General features: G+C 35.9%; 20 protein-coding genes and 1 pseudogene. 18 read left to right on the plus strand and 3 right to left on the minus strand.

What is annotated here, in order from left to right:
* Positions 1-364 precede the first annotated feature (364 nt).
* The 12 genes from A3GQ_RS0109595 (at position 365) to A3GQ_RS0109660 (ending at position 9611) form a co-directional block, all read left to right on the plus strand.
* The gene (locus tag A3GQ_RS0109595; protein WP_037464517.1) at positions 365-841 is read left to right on the plus strand and encodes a TetR/AcrR family transcriptional regulator; all 477 of its coding nucleotides are present in this window, start codon (positions 365-367) and stop codon (positions 839-841) included.
* A gap of 94 nt (positions 842-935) precedes the next feature.
* Positions 936-1955, plus strand: coding sequence for an NAD-dependent epimerase/dehydratase family protein (locus A3GQ_RS0109600; protein ID WP_051271516.1), 1020 nt, complete (start codon positions 936-938; stop codon positions 1953-1955).
* The gene (locus A3GQ_RS0109605; RefSeq protein ID WP_028776865.1) at positions 1952-2581 is read left to right on the plus strand and encodes an NAD(P)-dependent oxidoreductase; all 630 of its coding nucleotides are present in this window, start codon (positions 1952-1954) and stop codon (positions 2579-2581) included. The genes A3GQ_RS0109600 and A3GQ_RS0109605 overlap by 4 nt, the downstream gene beginning before the upstream one ends.
* A gap of 22 nt (positions 2582-2603) precedes the next feature.
* Positions 2604-2897 carry an antibiotic biosynthesis monooxygenase family protein gene (locus tag A3GQ_RS0109610; protein ID WP_028776866.1) on the plus strand — a complete coding sequence of 98 codons (294 nt, stop codon included), beginning with the start codon at positions 2604-2606 and terminating at the stop codon, positions 2895-2897.
* Positions 2898-3600: 703 nt separating this feature from the next.
* Positions 3601-3759 (plus strand): hypothetical protein, encoded by a 159-nt coding sequence (locus tag A3GQ_RS26900; RefSeq protein ID WP_156877638.1) that lies wholly within the window; start codon positions 3601-3603, stop codon positions 3757-3759.
* Between the two features lie 94 nt (positions 3760-3853).
* Positions 3854-4288: a DUF6526 family protein gene (locus A3GQ_RS0109625; protein WP_028776867.1), complete on the plus strand. Its 435-nt coding sequence runs from the start codon at positions 3854-3856 to the stop codon at positions 4286-4288.
* A 688-nt stretch (positions 4289-4976) separates the two neighbouring features.
* Positions 4977-5237 carry a hypothetical protein gene (locus A3GQ_RS0109635; RefSeq protein WP_028776868.1) on the plus strand — a complete coding sequence of 87 codons (261 nt, stop codon included), beginning with the start codon at positions 4977-4979 and terminating at the stop codon, positions 5235-5237.
* A gap of 97 nt (positions 5238-5334) precedes the next feature.
* The gene (locus A3GQ_RS0109640) at positions 5335-6024 is read left to right on the plus strand and encodes a response regulator transcription factor (protein WP_245596762.1); all 690 of its coding nucleotides are present in this window, start codon (positions 5335-5337) and stop codon (positions 6022-6024) included.
* Positions 6025-6028: 4 nt separating this feature from the next.
* Positions 6029-7093, plus strand: a complete 1065-nt coding sequence (locus A3GQ_RS0109645) for a sensor histidine kinase (protein ID WP_028776870.1) — start codon at positions 6029-6031, stop codon at positions 7091-7093.
* A gap of 288 nt (positions 7094-7381) precedes the next feature.
* Complete coding sequence (locus A3GQ_RS0109650; protein WP_028776871.1) at positions 7382-7723, plus strand: ArsR/SmtB family transcription factor; 342 nt, start codon at positions 7382-7384, stop codon at positions 7721-7723.
* 108 nt (positions 7724-7831) lie between these two features.
* Complete coding sequence (locus A3GQ_RS0109655) at positions 7832-8794, plus strand: aldo/keto reductase (protein WP_037464580.1); 963 nt, start codon at positions 7832-7834, stop codon at positions 8792-8794.
* Between the two features lie 307 nt (positions 8795-9101).
* A complete protein-coding gene (locus A3GQ_RS0109660) occupies positions 9102-9611 on the plus strand; it encodes a DUF4309 domain-containing protein (RefSeq protein WP_028776873.1) in 510 nt (169 codons plus the stop codon).
* Between the two features lie 1084 nt (positions 9612-10695).
* On the opposite strand, the gene A3GQ_RS0109670 is transcribed toward A3GQ_RS0109660, so the two are convergent.
* The 3 genes from A3GQ_RS0109670 to A3GQ_RS0109680 form a co-directional block, all read right to left on the minus strand.
* Positions 10696-11148 (minus strand): DUF2690 domain-containing protein, encoded by a 453-nt coding sequence (locus A3GQ_RS0109670; protein ID WP_028776875.1) that lies wholly within the window; start codon positions 11146-11148, stop codon positions 10696-10698.
* Positions 11149-11434: 286 nt separating this feature from the next.
* Complete coding sequence (locus tag A3GQ_RS0109675; protein ID WP_028776876.1) at positions 11435-11659, minus strand: hypothetical protein; 225 nt, start codon at positions 11657-11659, stop codon at positions 11435-11437.
* Complete coding sequence (locus A3GQ_RS0109680; RefSeq protein ID WP_028776877.1) at positions 11656-11928, minus strand: ArsA family ATPase; 273 nt, start codon at positions 11926-11928, stop codon at positions 11656-11658. The genes A3GQ_RS0109675 and A3GQ_RS0109680 overlap by 4 nt, the downstream gene beginning before the upstream one ends.
* Before the next feature lie 265 nt (positions 11929-12193).
* Here A3GQ_RS0109680 and A3GQ_RS0109685 point away from each other — a divergent pair, with 265 nt between their 5' ends.
* The 6 genes and pseudogenes from A3GQ_RS0109685 to A3GQ_RS28495 all read left to right on the plus strand — a co-directional run.
* The gene (locus A3GQ_RS0109685) at positions 12194-12889 is read left to right on the plus strand and encodes a response regulator transcription factor (RefSeq protein ID WP_028776878.1); all 696 of its coding nucleotides are present in this window, start codon (positions 12194-12196) and stop codon (positions 12887-12889) included.
* Positions 12890-12891: 2 nt separating this feature from the next.
* Positions 12892-13920, plus strand: a complete 1029-nt coding sequence (locus tag A3GQ_RS23980) for a sensor histidine kinase (protein WP_169818277.1) — start codon at positions 12892-12894, stop codon at positions 13918-13920.
* Between the two features lie 42 nt (positions 13921-13962).
* Entirely contained in the window at positions 13963-14709 is a 747-nt protein-coding gene (locus tag A3GQ_RS0109695) for an ABC transporter ATP-binding protein (RefSeq protein WP_028776879.1), read from the plus strand.
* On the plus strand, positions 14706-16571 hold the full coding sequence (locus A3GQ_RS0109700; RefSeq protein WP_028776880.1) for an FtsX-like permease family protein: 1866 nt from the start codon (positions 14706-14708) through the stop codon (positions 16569-16571). The genes A3GQ_RS0109695 and A3GQ_RS0109700 overlap by 4 nt, the downstream gene beginning before the upstream one ends.
* Before the next feature lie 208 nt (positions 16572-16779).
* Complete coding sequence (locus A3GQ_RS0109705) at positions 16780-17232, plus strand: DinB family protein (RefSeq protein WP_028776881.1); 453 nt, start codon at positions 16780-16782, stop codon at positions 17230-17232.
* A 91-nt stretch (positions 17233-17323) separates the two neighbouring features.
* A pseudogene (locus A3GQ_RS28495) lies at positions 17324-17459 on the plus strand (sporulation protein YhbH); the annotation flags it as partial.
* Between the last annotated feature and the right edge of the window lie 22 nt (positions 17460-17481).

A 17481-nucleotide genomic window follows, 5' to 3' on the forward strand; every position in this document is an offset into this window, starting at 1 on the left:
TCGCCATCTGGTAGACCCGAAATTTTCTCACTTTGTAATCCGAGAAAAGAGCCAAGTGTACCATGCATTGAAGCATTTCTTTCAAGTACAGGAAGTGGTGTAAACAGAAATCGCCCTCTACTAACCGTAGAAGTCGATTTTTAGTTATGCAGTGAAGTTACTTTGTTTTTATTTTTTTCTTTTTGTATCAGAAACAGTGAAAGAATCAACGGAATCACAATAAAAAACAAAAAACTAAAGTTTTTTGTAATATTCGCTTGACAACGAAATACATCACCTGTATATTTATTGATAAATAAATAAACGAAAATATTACAGAGGAGATGCTCTCATATCTAAAATCAAAAACAAAAAAGAAGAAATCATGAATAAAGCTGTTAAGATTTTTAGTGAATCAGGTTACTATAAAACCACAACAGCACAAATTGCCAAAGAGGCAAGTGTGACCCAACCCTATATTTTTCATTTCTTTAAAAATAAAGAGGAATTGTTTAAAGCAGTGCTCGATGGTGCAGCAAAGCGAATGGAAGAAGCATTTTTAAAAGTTGAAGGGTCTGCAAGCTCAATTATGCATAATATGGGTCGGTCCTTTCATTCCATTCTCACCACGCATCGAGATGAGATTTTATTGGTCATGCAAGCTCATACCATAGCTGAGCCAGGGATTAGGGAACACACAAAGAAAATATACCAGAGTTTTCACCAAAGTATTGCCAATCAGTTCAAACAGGCTGGAGTGGAAAACGCAGAATCAGAAGCAGCAAAATTTATAGCAGCTGGACAGTTTATCGTCGTAATAGAGGTTCTGGATATACCAGAAATGTACAGTTTTAAGAGATGAATAGCTACCTTTGGGAAGAAATTTAAAACTGTACTTTTTTTTACCCATTAATTTATTGACTAATAAATAAATAAAAATAAAGGAGATGGAGACTTTGAAAGCATTTGTAACAGGTGGTACAGGATTATTGGGGAACAATTTGGTTCGACTTTTATTGGAAAGGGGGTGGGAAGTAAAAGCATTGGCGAGGTCTTCTAAAAAAGCAGAGATGATGTTTGATGGATTAGATGTACAGATAGTCCAAGGAGATTTACTTGATATCGAATCGTGGGCACATCAAATGAATGGTTCCGATGTTCTTTTCCATACAGCAGCTTATTTTCGAGAGACATTTCGCAATGGAGATCATTGGGATAACCTAGAAAAAATAAATGTAACCAATACAATTCGATTATTTGAACTCGCTGAACAATATGAGGTAGGTAAGGTTATTCATATCAGTACAAATGCTACAATACGTAAACGAAATAACGGGGAAATCAGTGATGAGAGTGACCACATGAATCCAGATGAAACACTCAATTTGTATGGGAAAAGTAAAGTAATCGCTGATCTGGAAATTAAGAAATTTATGGAGGAACACCATATACCTATTGTTACAATTATGCCAGCTTGGATGTTTGGGCCAAGTGATGCAGCTCCAACGGGAAGTGGTCAGTTCGTATTGAATTTTCTAGATCAGAAATTTCCAGGTTCCTTTCCTTCTGGTATTGATGTTGTTGACGTTCGAGATGTTGCCAACGCAATGATTCAAGCAGCAAAAAAATCTCCAAGTGGAGAAAAGTATATCGTGACGGCGCATTACACTAGCTTAGGAGAATTATTTGAGATATTACAACATGTTTCTGGTGTCTCAGCACCTACCAAAAAATTTCCGATTTCGATGGTTTATCTTTCTACATGGTTCACGCAAAAAATAGCTTCATTAAGAAACAAAGAAGTCGATATGTCTCTTGATGAACTTCGGGTGATGACAGAAATGAAACGAACAAGTGGAGATAAGGCGATACGTGATCTGAATCTTACTTTTCGACCACTAGAAGAAACATTAAGAGCTACAGTGGAATGGTATAGAAGCAATGGTGCAAAGGTTAAGGAGAGCATTACGGCATGAAAGTTGTTGTTTTTGGCGCGAATGGAAGGACAGGACAACATATCGTCAACATGGCTTTGCAAAATGGGCATAGAGTAACTGCATTTATCCGAACCCAAAGCGACGCATTCATCAGTCATCCCAATCTTTCCATTGTAAAAGGTGACGTTCTTTGTGCAGAAGATGTGGAACACGCCATTCGAAAGCAAGAAGTTGTCATTTCATCACTCGGAATTACAAGCAAGCAGAGAAAAACGATTTGTTCAGAAGGGATTCAACAGATTGTCCCTGCAATGGAAAAATACCAAGTGAAGCGACTTATTGCAATAAGTGAAGCGAGCGTAACTGAATCATTGGATAAAGTATCGATAATAAACAGAAGCTTCATTCGTTTGATTCTTGATAAAACTGCTATTCAAGATAAAGAAGATATGGAAGCTGTTATTAGAAATAGTAGTTTGGATTGGACAATTGTAAGGCCTCCATTTTTAACAAATGGTCCCCTGAAAAAGCAATATCGCACAGGAGATTCTGGGAATTTGAAATTAACTAGCACGATTTCTCGAGCTGATCTAGCCGATTTTATGGTAGATCAAATAGTAGATACAAACCAAACAATTAAAAAGGCAATAGCCATACACTATTAAAATAAAAAAGGTGGAGTTTATAATGGTAGTAGAAATTATTCGATTAAACATAGAAAAAGAATCGTTGGAGAAATTCCAAAGTGCTTTTCAGGAAGTGGGTGGATTTCTACAACGTTCCGAACATTGTTTATCCTTCGAAGTATTAAATGGAGTAGAGGAACCTAATCACTTCATCATTAAAAGCGAATGGGATTCATTAGAAGGACATCAAGCGTTTGAAACTGGACCAGATGCTAAGGATTTCTTTGCACTAGTAGAGCCGTTTTTCCCTGCGATTTTAGAAAAAAAGCATTATAACTATATTGCTAAAGCCTGATTGATCGAAGTAGGATGGCAAAGTCGAATGAAGAACGATTGAGATGAATCGATAAGAGTTGTGATTAAACGGTTATATCAATACAATCGCCATTTGCTTTAGATGACGGCCTATCGTCATTTGGTAGACCCAAAATTTGCTCACTTTGTATCCAAGAAAAGAGCCAAGTGTACCATGCTTTAAAGTATTTCTTTCAAGTGCAAGAAGTAGTGTAAGAGAAATCGCCTTCTCGAGTATAGTTTGAGAAGGTGATTTTTTGTGTGATAAAAACATGAGTTATACATACAAGTTCAAAAAGATTTTCGACCTTTATATATTTGATAGCTAAGATAGGTCATAAGTTGGTCTTTCTTTTATGATATTTGACTTAACAAAGATTTAACACCGGTTTTGTTAAAGTAAGAATGCAAGAAAGCAAGGCAATTTCGATGTGGCCGGGAGGTTGTGAGATGAGTAATTGTGCCAATGCCAATGAGTGTAAGTTTGAAAAATATCCGAAGTTCATGGGCTGTGTATTTTGTTATGTTTTCAGTTTAATGACTTGTGCAGTAAAAAGAGTGGCTAGATTTTTTAAATAAAATGGCGAGGTTGTTATCGAATAGTACTACTTCAATCTTAATTTGCGCCGCAGTTGTTCTTGTAATTGCATGCACTATTGTTTACTTTGTCAAAAGAAGAAAAGCATAGGATGGGGTGAGTTTCCATGACAGAGGTTAAATCTAGTCATGCGAAGAAACGCGGAATAATTTGGATCGCTGCTTCATTTCTATTTTATCCATCGTTTGGATCATTTTCGTCTTATCATCCAAATCAATCAGGAATGAATGCAATAGCTAATGCTATTTTAGAAGTTCTTCCATAATAATGAAGCAGATTGTTGAATCAAAGGTAGACGCGAGTAGCTTGTGAGAATGACACGTTTGTGATATCTCATTTTATATACGAGGTGAAGAACAATAGATAAGCAAAATTATAAAAATCACGCTAGAATGGTTCCTGGATTTCATTATGTTTTAGCCCCATTGGCTCTATTAACTACTCTTTCAGCTGTTGTTTATTGGGTGTTGTCTATGTTTGAGGAAGGATCTTTGTTCAGTTCATCACTGATCCTTCTTGTGGCACTGATCACGACCATTGGACTTTTTTTTACACGAATGTTTGCAACGACAGTACAGGATCGTGCGGTTCGAGCAGAAGAAAATCTACGCTATTACACCTTAACTGGAAATTTACTCGATGATCAGTTAACCATAAAACAAATTGTTGCCTTACGTTTTGCTTCAGATGAAGAATTTCCGGATTTGTGTAGAAAAACTGTCGAGGAAAATTTAACTCCTAAGGAAATCAAAAAATCGATTAAGACTTGGAAAGCAGATCATAATCGTGTGTAGTAGAACAATGACAGGTGAAGAAAATTCTACTCACTTCTTCTTACTCCTACTACATTAAAATCACTTCTGAAACGGTACCGCTATCTATTTCGTTATACATATGGTTCTGAATTAATAGTTTCAGGAATGAACTAATTGGAGGTTGTGTCCATGATTTTTGCAGCTTATTGAAAAAAAGGTTGAAGATACATAATGAAGGTTATCATTGGACTCCATTCCTTACACACTGCCTACATTGTCTTGACATGGCTTATGACCACTCAAAATCTATCAACTGATTCTGTCACCTATTCGATTTAAGAAACAATGCCCAAGATAGGCCGCACATGTGTCTTTTTTATGATTTTTTGACTTAACAAAGATTTAACATCGGTTTTGTTAAAGTAAGAATGCAATGAGAAAGGCAATTCCGATGTGGCCAGGAGGTTGTGAGATGAGTAATTGTGCCAATGCCAATGAGTGTAAGTTTGAAAAATATCCGAAGTTTATGGGCTGTGTATTTTGTTATGTTTTCAGTTTAATGACTTTTGCAGTAAAAAGAGTGGCTAGATCATTTAAATAAAATAGGGAGGTTGTTATCGAATGAGTACTACTTCAATCTTAATTTGCGCTGCAGTTGTCCTTGTAATTGCATGCACCATAGTTTACTTTGTCAAAAGAAGAAAAGCATAGAATGAGGTGAGTTTCCATGACAGAGGTTGAATCTAGCCATGGGAAAAAACGCGGAATAATTTGGATCGCTGCTTCATTTCTATTTTGTCCATGTCATTTGCCATTTACATTAACGCTACTTCTTACGATTTTGGGTGGAGGCACGATAGGCATTTTAGTCCGCAATAATATTATATTGGCGGGAATATTAGTGACGCTAATTTGGGCAGTTGGTACATGGTATGGATTTCGTCAATTGAATAGGGCAACCTGCTCCATAAAACCTACTAAAAAGTAATCTTTTGCAAACGTCGCAGTTGATGCGGCGTTTTGTGTTTTCATACTATGTATACCACATTATAATGACTATGAAAGAGGTGATCATAATCCGTATTTTGATTATTGAAGACGAAAAGGATCTTCTCGATGCGCTTGCAAAAGGATTACGGCAGCAAGGTTATGCGGTAGACATTGCTGAAGATGGGCAGTTGGGAATGGAACTCGTTATGATCAACACATATGATTTGTTAATCTTGGACTTGAATTTACCCACTATGGATGGTCTTGAGGTTTGCAGAGAGGTAAATGCGCTTCTGCCGCAGCTCCTGATCCTGATGTTAACTGCAAGAGATCAGCCTAATGATAAAATCTTCGGATTGGATCAAGGCGCTGATGATTACATTGTCAAACCTTTTCATTTTGAAGAGCTGCTAGCTAGAATAAGAGCTTTATTTAGACGGGATATGAGAGGTAGAGATCCTCATTTACGATATGGAGAATTAATAATGGATACGATTGCAAAGGTGGTGTGGTGCGGTACGAAAAGGATTGGGCTAACAAAGAAGGAATATGGAGTTTTAGAGTATTTCCTACGTAGACCCAATGAAACATTGTCAGCAGAGGAACTTTTGGAGCATGTATGGGATATGAATACAAATCCTTTTTCCTCAACAGTAAGAGTTCATATCAATTCTTTGCGTAAAAAACTAAAGAATGCGAACGATAGCGTTTATATTGAAACGGTGATTGGTGAGGGCTATAGACTTGGCAAACCAACTCTTCCTAATACAAATAAGGAGGGATAATCTGTTGAATGATTTTAAAGAGTCATCGTTCCGAAGTTTTTACATCAAAATGATGTTCTGGATCATTACGATGTTTATTTTGCTATGTACATTTCTTGTCACTTTTATCAATGTGGTTGAGTTCATTTTTGATACAAAACAAACACTGCTCGTTTCGACGATTGGTTTTGTTTTGACTATATTTATCGGTATTTATTGTATGTTCCAATTTATTCGTATGGCATTTCGCCCTTTAAAAGCAGTTGTTGACGCCACGTCGTCAATCAATATTGAAACATTAGATACTCGTCTGGATATAAACCAGCCTTATGATGAATTGACTCAATTAGCACACTCCTTTAATACCATGCTTGATCGGATAGAGTCAGCGTTTTTACAGCAAAGTCACTTTATTGCAGATGCGGCGCATGAATTGCGTACACCTTTGGCTACCATTCGAACTCAAATAGAAGTTATTCAACTAAATCCGAAGGCAACCCTTTCTGAATACCAGTTAGCGTTTGCTTCCGTAGAAAGGGCGTTGCAACGTCTTGAACAATTGGTAACAGATCTGATCATTTTGACAATGGGGAAAAAACAGCCGGTCACAGCGAGTATTTCTATTTTACCGATTGTAGAAGAAGCTTGGGAGATTGTGAAGCCTCTATCTGAAAAACAGAAAGTTTCTTTATTTATAAAAGGAGATCTCGATATTCAAGTAGTTGTTGATGAAGGACTCATGCTTCGGGTATTTATCAATATGCTGGAAAATGCAATAAGGTATAATCGGGTTGGAGGAGAAATTACGATCGAAATGGTAAAGCAATCCCAACAAAATATAATTCGGATACATGATACAGGTATAGGTATTCAGGAACAGGATAAAATGCGGATATTCGACCGCTTTTTTCGGGTGGATTCTTCTCGTTCTCGGCATAAAGGGGGCTCCGGGCTCGGACTGTCTATCGTAAGACACCTCATGGAGTTAAGCGAGGGGGAAGTATATCTGTTAGAAAGTTCTCCAGAAGGAAGTACGTTTGTATTGGATTTTCCACATGTCTATCAAGTTCAGAGAAAAGGCTCTCCATAAAACAAACAATATGTAACTATATCTTTTGTGTTCACTAGTTGAAGCATTTCTTTCAAGTGAAAGAAGTGGTGTAAAAAGAGATCACCTTCTCAATTTTTTGAGAAGGCTTTTTTGATTGTTATCTTTTCTCATATATTTCGATTGAGGCTTAGGGACTCAACGAAATATATGATATAGCTTGAAGGTTAGTGGCTTATTCGTCTCGATATACTTTCCCAATAACTTATCACGTATGATTCATGCTAATATCGTTTATATAATTAAACCATTAAACTAAAGGAACTGAATATGGATAAACAAGAAGGTTTAAATAGGTTAGTTCAAGAATTCAGCGAATGCCAAAAAGTACTAACTGCGATTGGGGATGAAACACGTCAATCCATTATAATTGCTCTAATTGAATGTGGTTGTGAACAAGGTATTAGGGTTGGTGAGATTACAAAAAAGACACACTTATCACGCCCAGCAGTATCTCACCACTTAAAAGTGTTGAAAGATGCCAATATCATCGAAGTAAAACGAGAAGGTACAAAGAACTACTATTCTTTAACTGGAACAAATAGTGCCATCTTTAAAGTGAAACGGCTCTTCGATAACATTGAATCATTTATAACCGAAAGTTCAAGATGATTCTTCTGTTGATCAGACAAGAAAATCAAAAGTCTTCTTTTTGAGATAAAGCAAATAGAGAAAGGTGATATTGTGGTTATACAGGAAGCATCATTCAAGTTGCGAAAGATGGGAAATTCTGATCTAGTACTCTCTCCGCTCGGTCTGGGCTGTTGGCAATTTAGTAATGGAAATGGGATAGTAGGAAAGTTTTGGCCTGTGCTTGCGCAGGAAGATGTGTTTCAAATAGTTCGGATAAGTTTACAAGGAGGTATTAATTGGTTCGATACTGCAGAAGTGTATGGTAAAGGGCAATCGGAACAAATGCTTGCAAAAGCTTTAAAAGAAGTAGGAAGTTTAGCAGATAAAGCACATATCGCAACGAAATGGTGGCCTATCTTTCGTACTGCTAGCAGTATTTCAAACACAATAGAAGAGCGGATGCAAATGCTTGATCATCGGACTATACATCTTCATCAAATTCACCAGCCTTATTCTTTTTCTTCAGTAGCAAGCCAGATGAAAGAGATGGCAAAATTGGTTAAACAGGGAAAAATTAAGAATATAGGAGTGAGTAATTTTTCAGCAAAGAAAATGCGCGAAGCAGATCGTGTGTTGCGAGAAAACGGATTACGACTAGTATCGAATCAAGTGAAATATAACTTACTGGATCGAAGAATAGAACAAAATGGTGTTTTGGATACAGCAAAAGAGCTTGGTGTTGCAATTATTGCTTGGTCCCCACTCGAGCAAGGTATTTTAAGTGGGAAATTTCACAAAAATCCCGCGCTTGTGAAGTCTATTAATGGCCCGCGTAAATGGGCATCAGCATTCCGGCCATCAGGTTTGCAAAGGTCAAAAACCCTTATAGATGCACTCGAACATTTGGCTCAAAAATATAATGCATCTCCCACACAGATTACACTAAATTGGATGATTCATGCAAATGGTGAAACTGTATTTGCTATTCCTGGAGCATCGAAAATTTATCATGCTGAGGAAAACGTTAAGGCGATGAGCTTTACTTTGAAACCTGAAGAGATTGATATGATTGATTCAATCTCACTGGAAGTATTGAAATCGAAAAGATAATCAATTATTAGATGATAAGCTTGTTGAGCCATTTCTATATCTGTACTCCTCGTCTCCCGATCGTGGAAATGGTGTAATTTTTGTTGCAGAGCTCAAGGAATAAAAAGCTTGTTTCTCTTTATCCTCTATTCCGTCAACTTTAGGGTATTTTGCATTATTTTCTGATTATAATTATTTCTATGTTTCCCCTTGTCTTCTTAAGCCTTATTCCTATGGGTAGAATAGAGAAATAGATTCATATTTACAAGAATAAATAATTTTCATATAATTCTGTATGTATTAAAAATAGAATAAATGAAAGAAGGTCATGAAGATAAAAAAAGAAATACGAGTATTTTTTGCGTTTCTATTTGCTGCTGGCTTACTATTTTCTGTAATTCATGTAAACATCGCTTCTGCTGCTCAATCATCAAACCGATCAAAATCAAATGAACAACTGTTAGAAGAGACAAAACAAGATGCATCAGAAGGAAAAGTTATCAATAGTAGATTTGGAATTGGCAGTGAAAAAGACGCCATTACAAACGAATATGGGAAACCAGGACCGAAAAGCACATCTGACTTTCTCGACTATCCTAAAAGACATGTTTCTTTTGAGCTTGAAAATAAAAGAGTAGTCTGGATTATTACCAAAGATCCAAACTTATTAAAAGTAAAACAATCTGAAGTAGAAAAGGTTTTTGGAGAACCAGATCATGTTGGAATTGCTGCGGGACATGTATATTGGAACTACAAAATTGGGAATTACGAAGTAATCTTTAATTGGCAAAATGTAGATCCAGATGTTGGAAAACTACTTGATGTGACTGTTCGATAAAGGAAATAGAATGCTCACAGACGGTTAATAAAAAAACCTAAAAGAATGGATGGTATCTTCAACAGGGTGTCAGGGTATGTTGGCGATTCTTCGTTAAAGTAACTCTTTAATTCATTTCCCAGTGCTTGCACAGCTATTCTAATACAATCGCTACTCCACCTTGATGACAGCTTATCGCCATTTGGTAGACCCAAAATTTTCTCACTTTGTAATCCGTGAAAAGAGTCAAGTGTACCATGTATTTGAAGCATTACTTTTAAGTTCAAGAAGTAGTTAAAAAGAACCGCCTTCTCTATAATTCAGAGAAGGCTATTTTTGTGATAAACCTGGTTTTATATTCGAGAGAAACTTTATATATTTGATAGCGATACAGTTCATCATTTTTTCATTTTTCTGCTAGTTCCCTTAACAAACAATTACATCGTCTAATAAAATCAAGAATGTTTTCAAGTTCCTTCTCATCATATCTCGATAAGATCTGATTCAAATCTTCGCCAAATGAGTGAAATAAGGGTAAAATATTTTTTTCTACCTTTTCTGGATTGATGTGATGAATCGGCTTTCTATTAAGAACCCCTTCATGAGTTGGGTAATGTTGTGCATCATACCATGGATGCGTTCATTTACAAATAAGCCACTAACGACAGAATAACGAATAAACATCAGATGTGGAAAGAGTTACCATACACCGCTATTAAATTAAAATTGATTACTCTGAAATCTACTAAGCATAGGTAGCTTACCCATTCAGGATCTAGTCTAACATCCTAGTATCAATGCGATAAATATATCGAATTGTTATTCTATTATTAATAATATGATATTAAAGAGAGTACCGTCTTAAGCAATTCTAGCATCAACAGTGTATCGTCGTTTGGGGATATTTTATATGTGACGCTGATATACACTGGATCATGGATCTAAGATTAATCTGCATGATAAATCCCCAAATCGCAGACCATAATATTTCTGTCTATGATTTTGGGGTTTTTTAAGATCAAAAATCCCGACTTTAAGTAATATAGACCGCAACTACTTCTTTATCAGAGAAATGTTTTTCGTTTGTACAACAGGCTCAAAAGAATTAATGCCAATCTGTTTTGTAATAAGGAATAATACCTCCGTCTGTACCAGCCCATGATTTATAGGGGTTTCTATCCCATAATTGTGGAGTGTGACAAGAATGTTGTCCGTAATCAACGGTGTCATTTCCTCCTATGTCATCGCAATGTAATTCTTTTCCATCGCTTCTTTGGATAAACGCATCGGCGTAACCATTCCAAGGAGCAGCATTATATAAATACACTCTAGCCCAAGCAGTATGACAGTAAGCACTTCCCCATAGTTGTAAATAACCGCCTGAAAAGTACTGGGTTTCGTACACAAAAGCGTTTTTGTAGGCACACCCAGTGGTATATGGATTGGTACTGTCATACGTTAAATTTGCAGCGTCAACCTTTTGTGTTTGGATAAAAAGACTAGAGACAACTAAGGCTAATGCAAACATCACCGCCAGACCTACACGATACCTTTTCATGTGAATCCCTCCTAATATTTATAGAAATCACAAAGAAAGATAAAGAATAAAATGTAAATCTATAATACTATTTATTATTGCAATAATATTATAAACAAAAAGAAATGTAAACGCTTTCTATTATGTAATTTATTACATTTTTCTATATATTTTTTGATATAAAGAGTTCGATAAATAACTCTCATAACGATAGAAATGACACCAACAGAAGTGATTGTGTTCGGAGTAGTCCAATGAGAAATCGCCTCCTGTGCAGGGGGGCGATTTTTATGTTTCATGTTTCTCATTAATACTCAATATCGATTTTTTTCTCTTGGTGTACTTGTTGAGACTGTTTTTTTTCATTTTTTTCTATTTTTTGAATCATATGTGCTATTAAAGATTGGAGCCCCAATAACCCTTCTTTCTTTGCCTGCTGAAAATGTTTTTGTGTTTTTGATTTTTCTTGGAATGTTTCACGAATCTCAAACAATTGATCAATCAATCGATGGGCTACCTCTTTTTTAATCATGATTTATCCTCCCCATCTTCCATCGTTGATTCACGGTCACCAAAACAGATACATAGTTGCTCCTCAATAAAACGGGCACCTAGAATGGGTCTTCCGGTCAATGATCGAGGCAACGTAACTTTTCTTCGATAGGGTCCCACTTGAATCATTAGTTCGTCTCCATGCTGTGTTACATCTAAATCTTTTCCTGTGGCAAAAGGGAGTGTGAAATAGAGAATAAACCCATCTTGTTCTTGCGAAAGAGCCAAGTGTACCATGCGTTGAAGCATTTCTTTCGATCGGAAGAAGTAGTTTGAATTGAAACAACCTTCTATATTAATCGGAGAATGTTATTTTCGTTGTGCATTTAATTAGATAAATATGTAAAGTGTTTTATAGGAGGCGATTTTTTATTTCAGGTTTTTATGAAGCAGATTCTGGTGGGTCAGTTTTTAGTTTGATGGATAGACATAATTTCGTTATTGAATATGTGTTACCTTCTAAAAAAGAATCCCATCTAAGATATTCACTTTTTTCTAATAGGAGGAGTTATTTTTGGTACGAATTCTCATAGTGGAAGATGATGAACAGATTAGTTTGCGCCTGCAAGCGATGTTAAAAAAATATGGATATGAGGCTTATTGTGCAGTTGATTTTCAGAAAATCACAAAAATTTTCTCTGAAATACAGCCAAATTTGGTTTTATTGGATGTAAATCTCCCTTATTTTGATGGTTTTTACTGGTGCAGACAACTTCGCTTACTTTCTAATTGTCCGATTTTATTTATCTCTGCTCGTGAAGGTAAGATGGATCAGATAATGGCATTAGAGAATGGCGCTGATGATTATATCACCAAGCCATTTGAGTTAGATGTGGTTATAGCCAAAATTCGCAGCCATTTACGACGTGCGTATGGTGAGTATGCACTTTCTAATGCAGAACGTTTACTTAATATAAATGGTCTGATTCTCTACCTAGATCGTTTTGAATTAGTTTACCGCGGTGAAAAGATAGAGCTTACAAAAAAAGAACTTGTGCTGATGGAAGTATTGATGAATGCAGGGGATCGGGTAATGAGCAGAGATCATTTATTAGAAAAACTATGGGATGAACATACCTTTGTCGATGAGAATACACTAAGCGTTTACATAACGAGAATACGTAAAAAAATGAAGCTCATTGGGCTTGTAGGTGCTGTTGAAACAGTACGAGGAGTCGGATATCGATTGTTGAAAGTATGGGGTGAATGAAAATGAAGTTGTTTTTGCGTGAACATTTGGTTTTATTTTTTTTCTATCTTAAACAATTAACGATTGTGGCTATTGTATTTTGGTTTGGTGAATATCGTAACTTTTCGAGTTTATTCTATGCTGTTTTTCTAAGTATTTCGGTTTTGATAATTTATTTGTTTTACCGTTATGTTCGTTATCGGACCTACTATCAGCGTCTTACAAAACTTCCAGTGAAACTAGAGGAAACGGTAACTCCATTATCTGATGCATCAGTACCAAAAAAATTGCAGCACTTATTAGAGACTCAATATCGATTGTATAAAGATAAGCTCTATCAGTATCAAGCGAAGCAAGAAAAGCATTTAGCATTTGTTAATTTATGGGTTCATCAGATGAAAACACCTTTATCCGTTATTTCGCTGATTTTCCAAGAAGAGAACAGTCCTGTGTTAGAACAAATTCGAGAAGAAACAGAAAAAGTATCGAATGGTTTAGAATTGATCCTGTATACATCCCGATTAGATGCATTTGAAAAAGATTTTCAAGTAGAACAGATCGAATTAGCATCTTTATTAAAACAAGTATTAAAAGAAAACAAGCGATTGTTTATTAAGCATAAGATCTTTCCTGATTTTCAAGTAGATGATCAGTTGGTAATTTGCTCAGATAAGAAATGGTTGGCTTTTGTGATCAAACAGATTTTGACGAATGCAGTACGTTATTCTGCTGAAAAGGGGCAAGTTGTCAAAATCGCGTCTTCCCAACAAGGGAATAAAATCAGCTTAGAAATAACTGACCACGGAGTAGGAATTCCTACAGAAGATATTAATCGTGTGTTTGATGTCCATTATACTGGGAGGAATGGGAGGAAGTTTAGAGAGTCTACAGGTATGGGATTGTATTTAGTGCGAGAAGTTTGCCATCGTATGCATCACCAGATAGAGATGGAGTCAACTGTTGGCATCGGGACCACCTTAAGGATTTATTTTTCTAACAACCATTCTTACAACAATGTAAGAATGGTTTCAACTAATTCGATAGGTAATTAAGCAGCAATTCGTTATGGTAGCAATATAAAAGGGGGTTTTTCAATGAATGTATTAAAAATCGAAGAATTGTATAAGGTGCATAGTGGAAATGTGTTAGTAAGTGCATTAAATGGTATTAGTTTTGATCTTCAATCCGAAGAACGAGTAGGGATCATGGGGCCGTCAGGTAGTGGGAAAACAACATTGTTGAATATCGTTTCTACCATAGATGAACCCACTTCTGGTCAAGTGATCATAACAGGAAATGATACGGGACGAATTCCCTTTCATGAACGTAGTTTGATCCGCCGAAAATTAGGATTCGTTTTTCAAAATTTCAATTTGCTGGACAATCTAACCGTTCGGGAAAATATTACCCTTCCTCTAGTGATGAATAGCTTTAAAGCAAATGAGATTACAGTTCGATTAGAAAAAGTGGCTGATCAATTAAATATGAAATCTATTCTTGATAAATATGTTTTTGAACTCTCAGGTGGACAAGCACAACGAGTAGCGATTGCTCGGGCAATCATTCATACTCCTTTTCTTATCCTAGCAGATGAACCAACAGGTAATTTAGATTCAAAAACATCTCGAGATGTGATGGAACTACTCTGTAATGTGCAAGAAACGGAAAAATCGGCAATGCTATTAGTTACACATGATCCTGTTATCGCTAGTTATTGTCATCGGGTTATTTTTCTGAAAGATGGGAAAATAGTGAATGAAATTCACCAAGGAGAGAATAGGCAAACCTTTTTCCAACGTATCATTGATTTGCTTTCTTTATTGGAAGGTGACCTAAGATGAGTATGTCAAGATTGGCTTTTCAAGGAGTTAGGCGGAATGCAAGAAGTTATTTGGCGTATTTTCTATGCAATGTCATTATCGTAACTACCTTGTTTTTAAGCAATATTCTCAACACGCATCCATTGAAGATGAAATATTTATCAGGAATTGTTGACTATACATTAATAGAACGAATCTTAAATATTAGTAGTTTCTCTCAATCTGTATACATTCCTATCTTATTGCTTTTTTTGTTTTTTTCGATCAGTTTTTTTCTTCAAGTTCAAAAAAAAGAAATTGCTCAATTCTTATTACATGGTGCATCATTTGTACAACTTAGCATCATCCTATTTCTCAAACAGATGCTGATTGGCGTAGCAACGATCATCTCAGGGATTATACTTGGACTATCCCTTAGTAAATTATTCTTTATTCTTATCGCTCCGCTGACATCTATGCCGAGGATATTACCATTTTATTTTCCGTTAAATGCTATGTTTTGGACCGGACTGATGATCGGTGGTCTATTTTTATTAAGTGCACTGATTACCATTCTTTTGATTCGATTCCAAAAAGTTATTTCTCTCCTTCAAGGAAAATCCTTTGCAAAATCTAGAGCTAAGAGTTTGTTCTTTGTCATTGGTATCGTCATGCTTGGGGTCGGGAAAGGCTTTTATGCAATGGATTGGGATGAAGGATATATCCTAATTCCATGCTTCTGTATAGGGAGTTATTTCGTGATTGCCCATCTAGGTGCTTTTATTCAACAATTAGGGAAGTGGAACAATAGCCCAACTTACTTGTTATGGGGAGCCCGCCAACGATTTCAATCCAAAGCATCTCCGATCGCTGGGGTGCTTGCTGCATTCTTTTTCTTTATAGCAATTTTTTTCACACACATGGTTATAAGTGATATCCACAAAAAAGTCGATCAGCCGACAAAAAGTTCTTCATTCACGTATATCTTAGTTTTAAATTCATCTGGTAAGAATCAGCCATATAAGGATGAAATTCGATTAAATCAAATGTTAGACCAAGAGAAAGTTTCCTATAAGTATAAAAAGTTTGATGCACTTTGGTTGGATGGAGTAGAAAGGACAAAAGTATTACAATACTCTAATTATCAAGCTTTAACAGCTATGACGGGACAAAAGAAACGTCCAACATTACAAGATAATGAAGTACTTTATTTATATGATGAATATACCAATAGGAAACAACAAAACGACCGTGTGTCAAAAGTATTAGAACTAGCGGGTATCTCCAAGCCTGTTCAGGTTCATAGGGAGTCGATAAAATTATTTTCTTATGTAGATACCATTGTTGTCTCGGATAATACCTATGCAAAACTATCGAGACTCATTAAACCCACCGAACTAACCGGAGAAGAACCTAAAGTTTTGACAATAAGATATCTTGTTTATTTGGTACCCAAATGGATGAAAAGCGATCCAAAGTATGGCTCTCCTGAATTTAACATTAGTCAGAGATGGGAAAAGACTAATAATTTAATTGCTCGTGATCCTTTATTTACTGGGGAAAATGAAGGGTTATTTGGTGCAATTATTAGTTTCATTGCTGCTGTAAGTTTCCTCTATTTCCGTAATCGAGTCGAACAAATGTCAGATGAAGAACAGTATCGGATTTTGGCTAAACTAGGCTGGTCAAGGCTGGAAACCCGTCGACTTGGAACATGTCAGATGATTTACCTATACTTTGGACCCTTTTTATTAGCAGCAGGTTTACACTTTTTGGGTGCAAGTATTTTGTTTACAAGAGATTTACCTATCCTATTATGGATTTCTATTGGATTGCAATGCTTATTATTGATTCTGTACTTTTTGTTTGCACGAATGTTGTATTTACGGAAAGTAACTACCTAGGTGCTAAAAATACAAAATATCTCCTTAATGGTGTGCATATCTAACCAAATCTTTGACAGGAAATTTCCTACTATTCAATTTTCCTATTAACAAGAGATTACTATGTGATAAAATAGTGTACATATAGGAACATTTGTTTTTTTGGGATTTTTGCTAACGAATGTAGAGGTTACAAATTTAAAAATCAGAATGTTTAGGAGAGATTGGTTTGGGATTAGCTAAGCAAATGATGAACGATTGGATACAGCATCGAAATGTGTTGGAGGAACTGCTAAAACAGATTCATGATGAACATATTGATTTTAAACCTTGGGATGATGCTATGACGCTTGGCGAACTTGTATTACACATTGCAGGATGGAATGATGTGTTCGTTTCGATGGTAAAAACAGAAAAATTTGCTACACCAGATATACCCGAATGTAAAAATATAGAAGATGTTCGTAAGGCAGTAAAGAATTTTACGGAAAAAACAAAGGCTACCTATAAGTCATTCACTGATGATGAGTTGGAAGCTGAAAATAATTCGTTACATCCAAAACTACAAGGACCTAAGAAAAAGTATCTCACCGCGATGTACGATCACGAAGTTCACCATAAAGGTCAACTTTTCATATATGCACGTATGATTGGTGTAAAAGAACTGCCATTTTTCCGGTAATTTTTAACCATTTCTAATGAAAGAAAAGGAAAGACAACGACAAAGAGTGTTTTATTAAACTTGAATTTGACTATGTCTTGGATAGTTATAACAATACAACCGTCACAGTACTTCTCATGACAGCCTATCTCCATTTAGTAGACCCAAAATTTATGCATTTTGTTATCCGAGAAAAAAGCCAAGTGTACCATGCTTTGAAGCATTTGTTTCAAAGGAAAGAAAAGTGAATCGCCTCCAATTAATTTGGAG

Source organism: Shimazuella kribbensis DSM 45090, from assembly GCF_000428065.1.
GTDB classification, from domain to species: domain Bacteria; phylum Bacillota; class Bacilli; order Thermoactinomycetales; family Thermoactinomycetaceae; genus Shimazuella; species Shimazuella kribbensis.

Bases quoted from the DNA above. Each gene is read 5' to 3' on its own strand.
- A3GQ_RS0109595 (WP_037464517.1), top strand. From the start codon at position 365: ATGAATAAAGCTGTTAAGATTTTTAGTGAATCAGGTTACTATAAAACC.
- A3GQ_RS0109605 (WP_028776865.1), top strand. From the start codon at position 1,952: ATGAAAGTTGTTGTTTTTGGCGCGAATGGAAGGACAGGACAACATATC.
- A3GQ_RS0109610 (WP_028776866.1), top strand. From the start codon at position 2,604: ATGGTAGTAGAAATTATTCGATTAAACATAGAAAAAGAATCGTTGGAG.
- A3GQ_RS26900 (WP_156877638.1), top strand. From the start codon at position 3,601: ATGACAGAGGTTAAATCTAGTCATGCGAAGAAACGCGGAATAATTTGG.
- A3GQ_RS0109635 (WP_028776868.1), top strand. From the start codon at position 4,977: ATGACAGAGGTTGAATCTAGCCATGGGAAAAAACGCGGAATAATTTGG.
- A3GQ_RS0109650 (WP_028776871.1), top strand. From the start codon at position 7,382: ATGGATAAACAAGAAGGTTTAAATAGGTTAGTTCAAGAATTCAGCGAA.
- A3GQ_RS0109655 (WP_037464580.1), top strand. From the start codon at position 7,832: ATGGGAAATTCTGATCTAGTACTCTCTCCGCTCGGTCTGGGCTGTTGG.
- A3GQ_RS0109660 (WP_028776873.1), top strand. From the start codon at position 9,102: ATGAAGATAAAAAAAGAAATACGAGTATTTTTTGCGTTTCTATTTGCT.
- A3GQ_RS0109670 (WP_028776875.1), bottom strand. From the start codon at position 11,148: ATGAAAAGGTATCGTGTAGGTCTGGCGGTGATGTTTGCATTAGCCTTA.
- A3GQ_RS0109675 (WP_028776876.1), bottom strand. From the start codon at position 11,659: ATGATTAAAAAAGAGGTAGCCCATCGATTGATTGATCAATTGTTTGAG.
- A3GQ_RS0109680 (WP_028776877.1), bottom strand. From the start codon at position 11,928: ATGCTTCAACGCATGGTACACTTGGCTCTTTCGCAAGAACAAGATGGG.
- A3GQ_RS23980 (WP_169818277.1), top strand. From the start codon at position 12,892: ATGAAGTTGTTTTTGCGTGAACATTTGGTTTTATTTTTTTTCTATCTT.
- A3GQ_RS0109695 (WP_028776879.1), top strand. From the start codon at position 13,963: ATGAATGTATTAAAAATCGAAGAATTGTATAAGGTGCATAGTGGAAAT.
- A3GQ_RS0109700 (WP_028776880.1), top strand. From the start codon at position 14,706: ATGAGTATGTCAAGATTGGCTTTTCAAGGAGTTAGGCGGAATGCAAGA.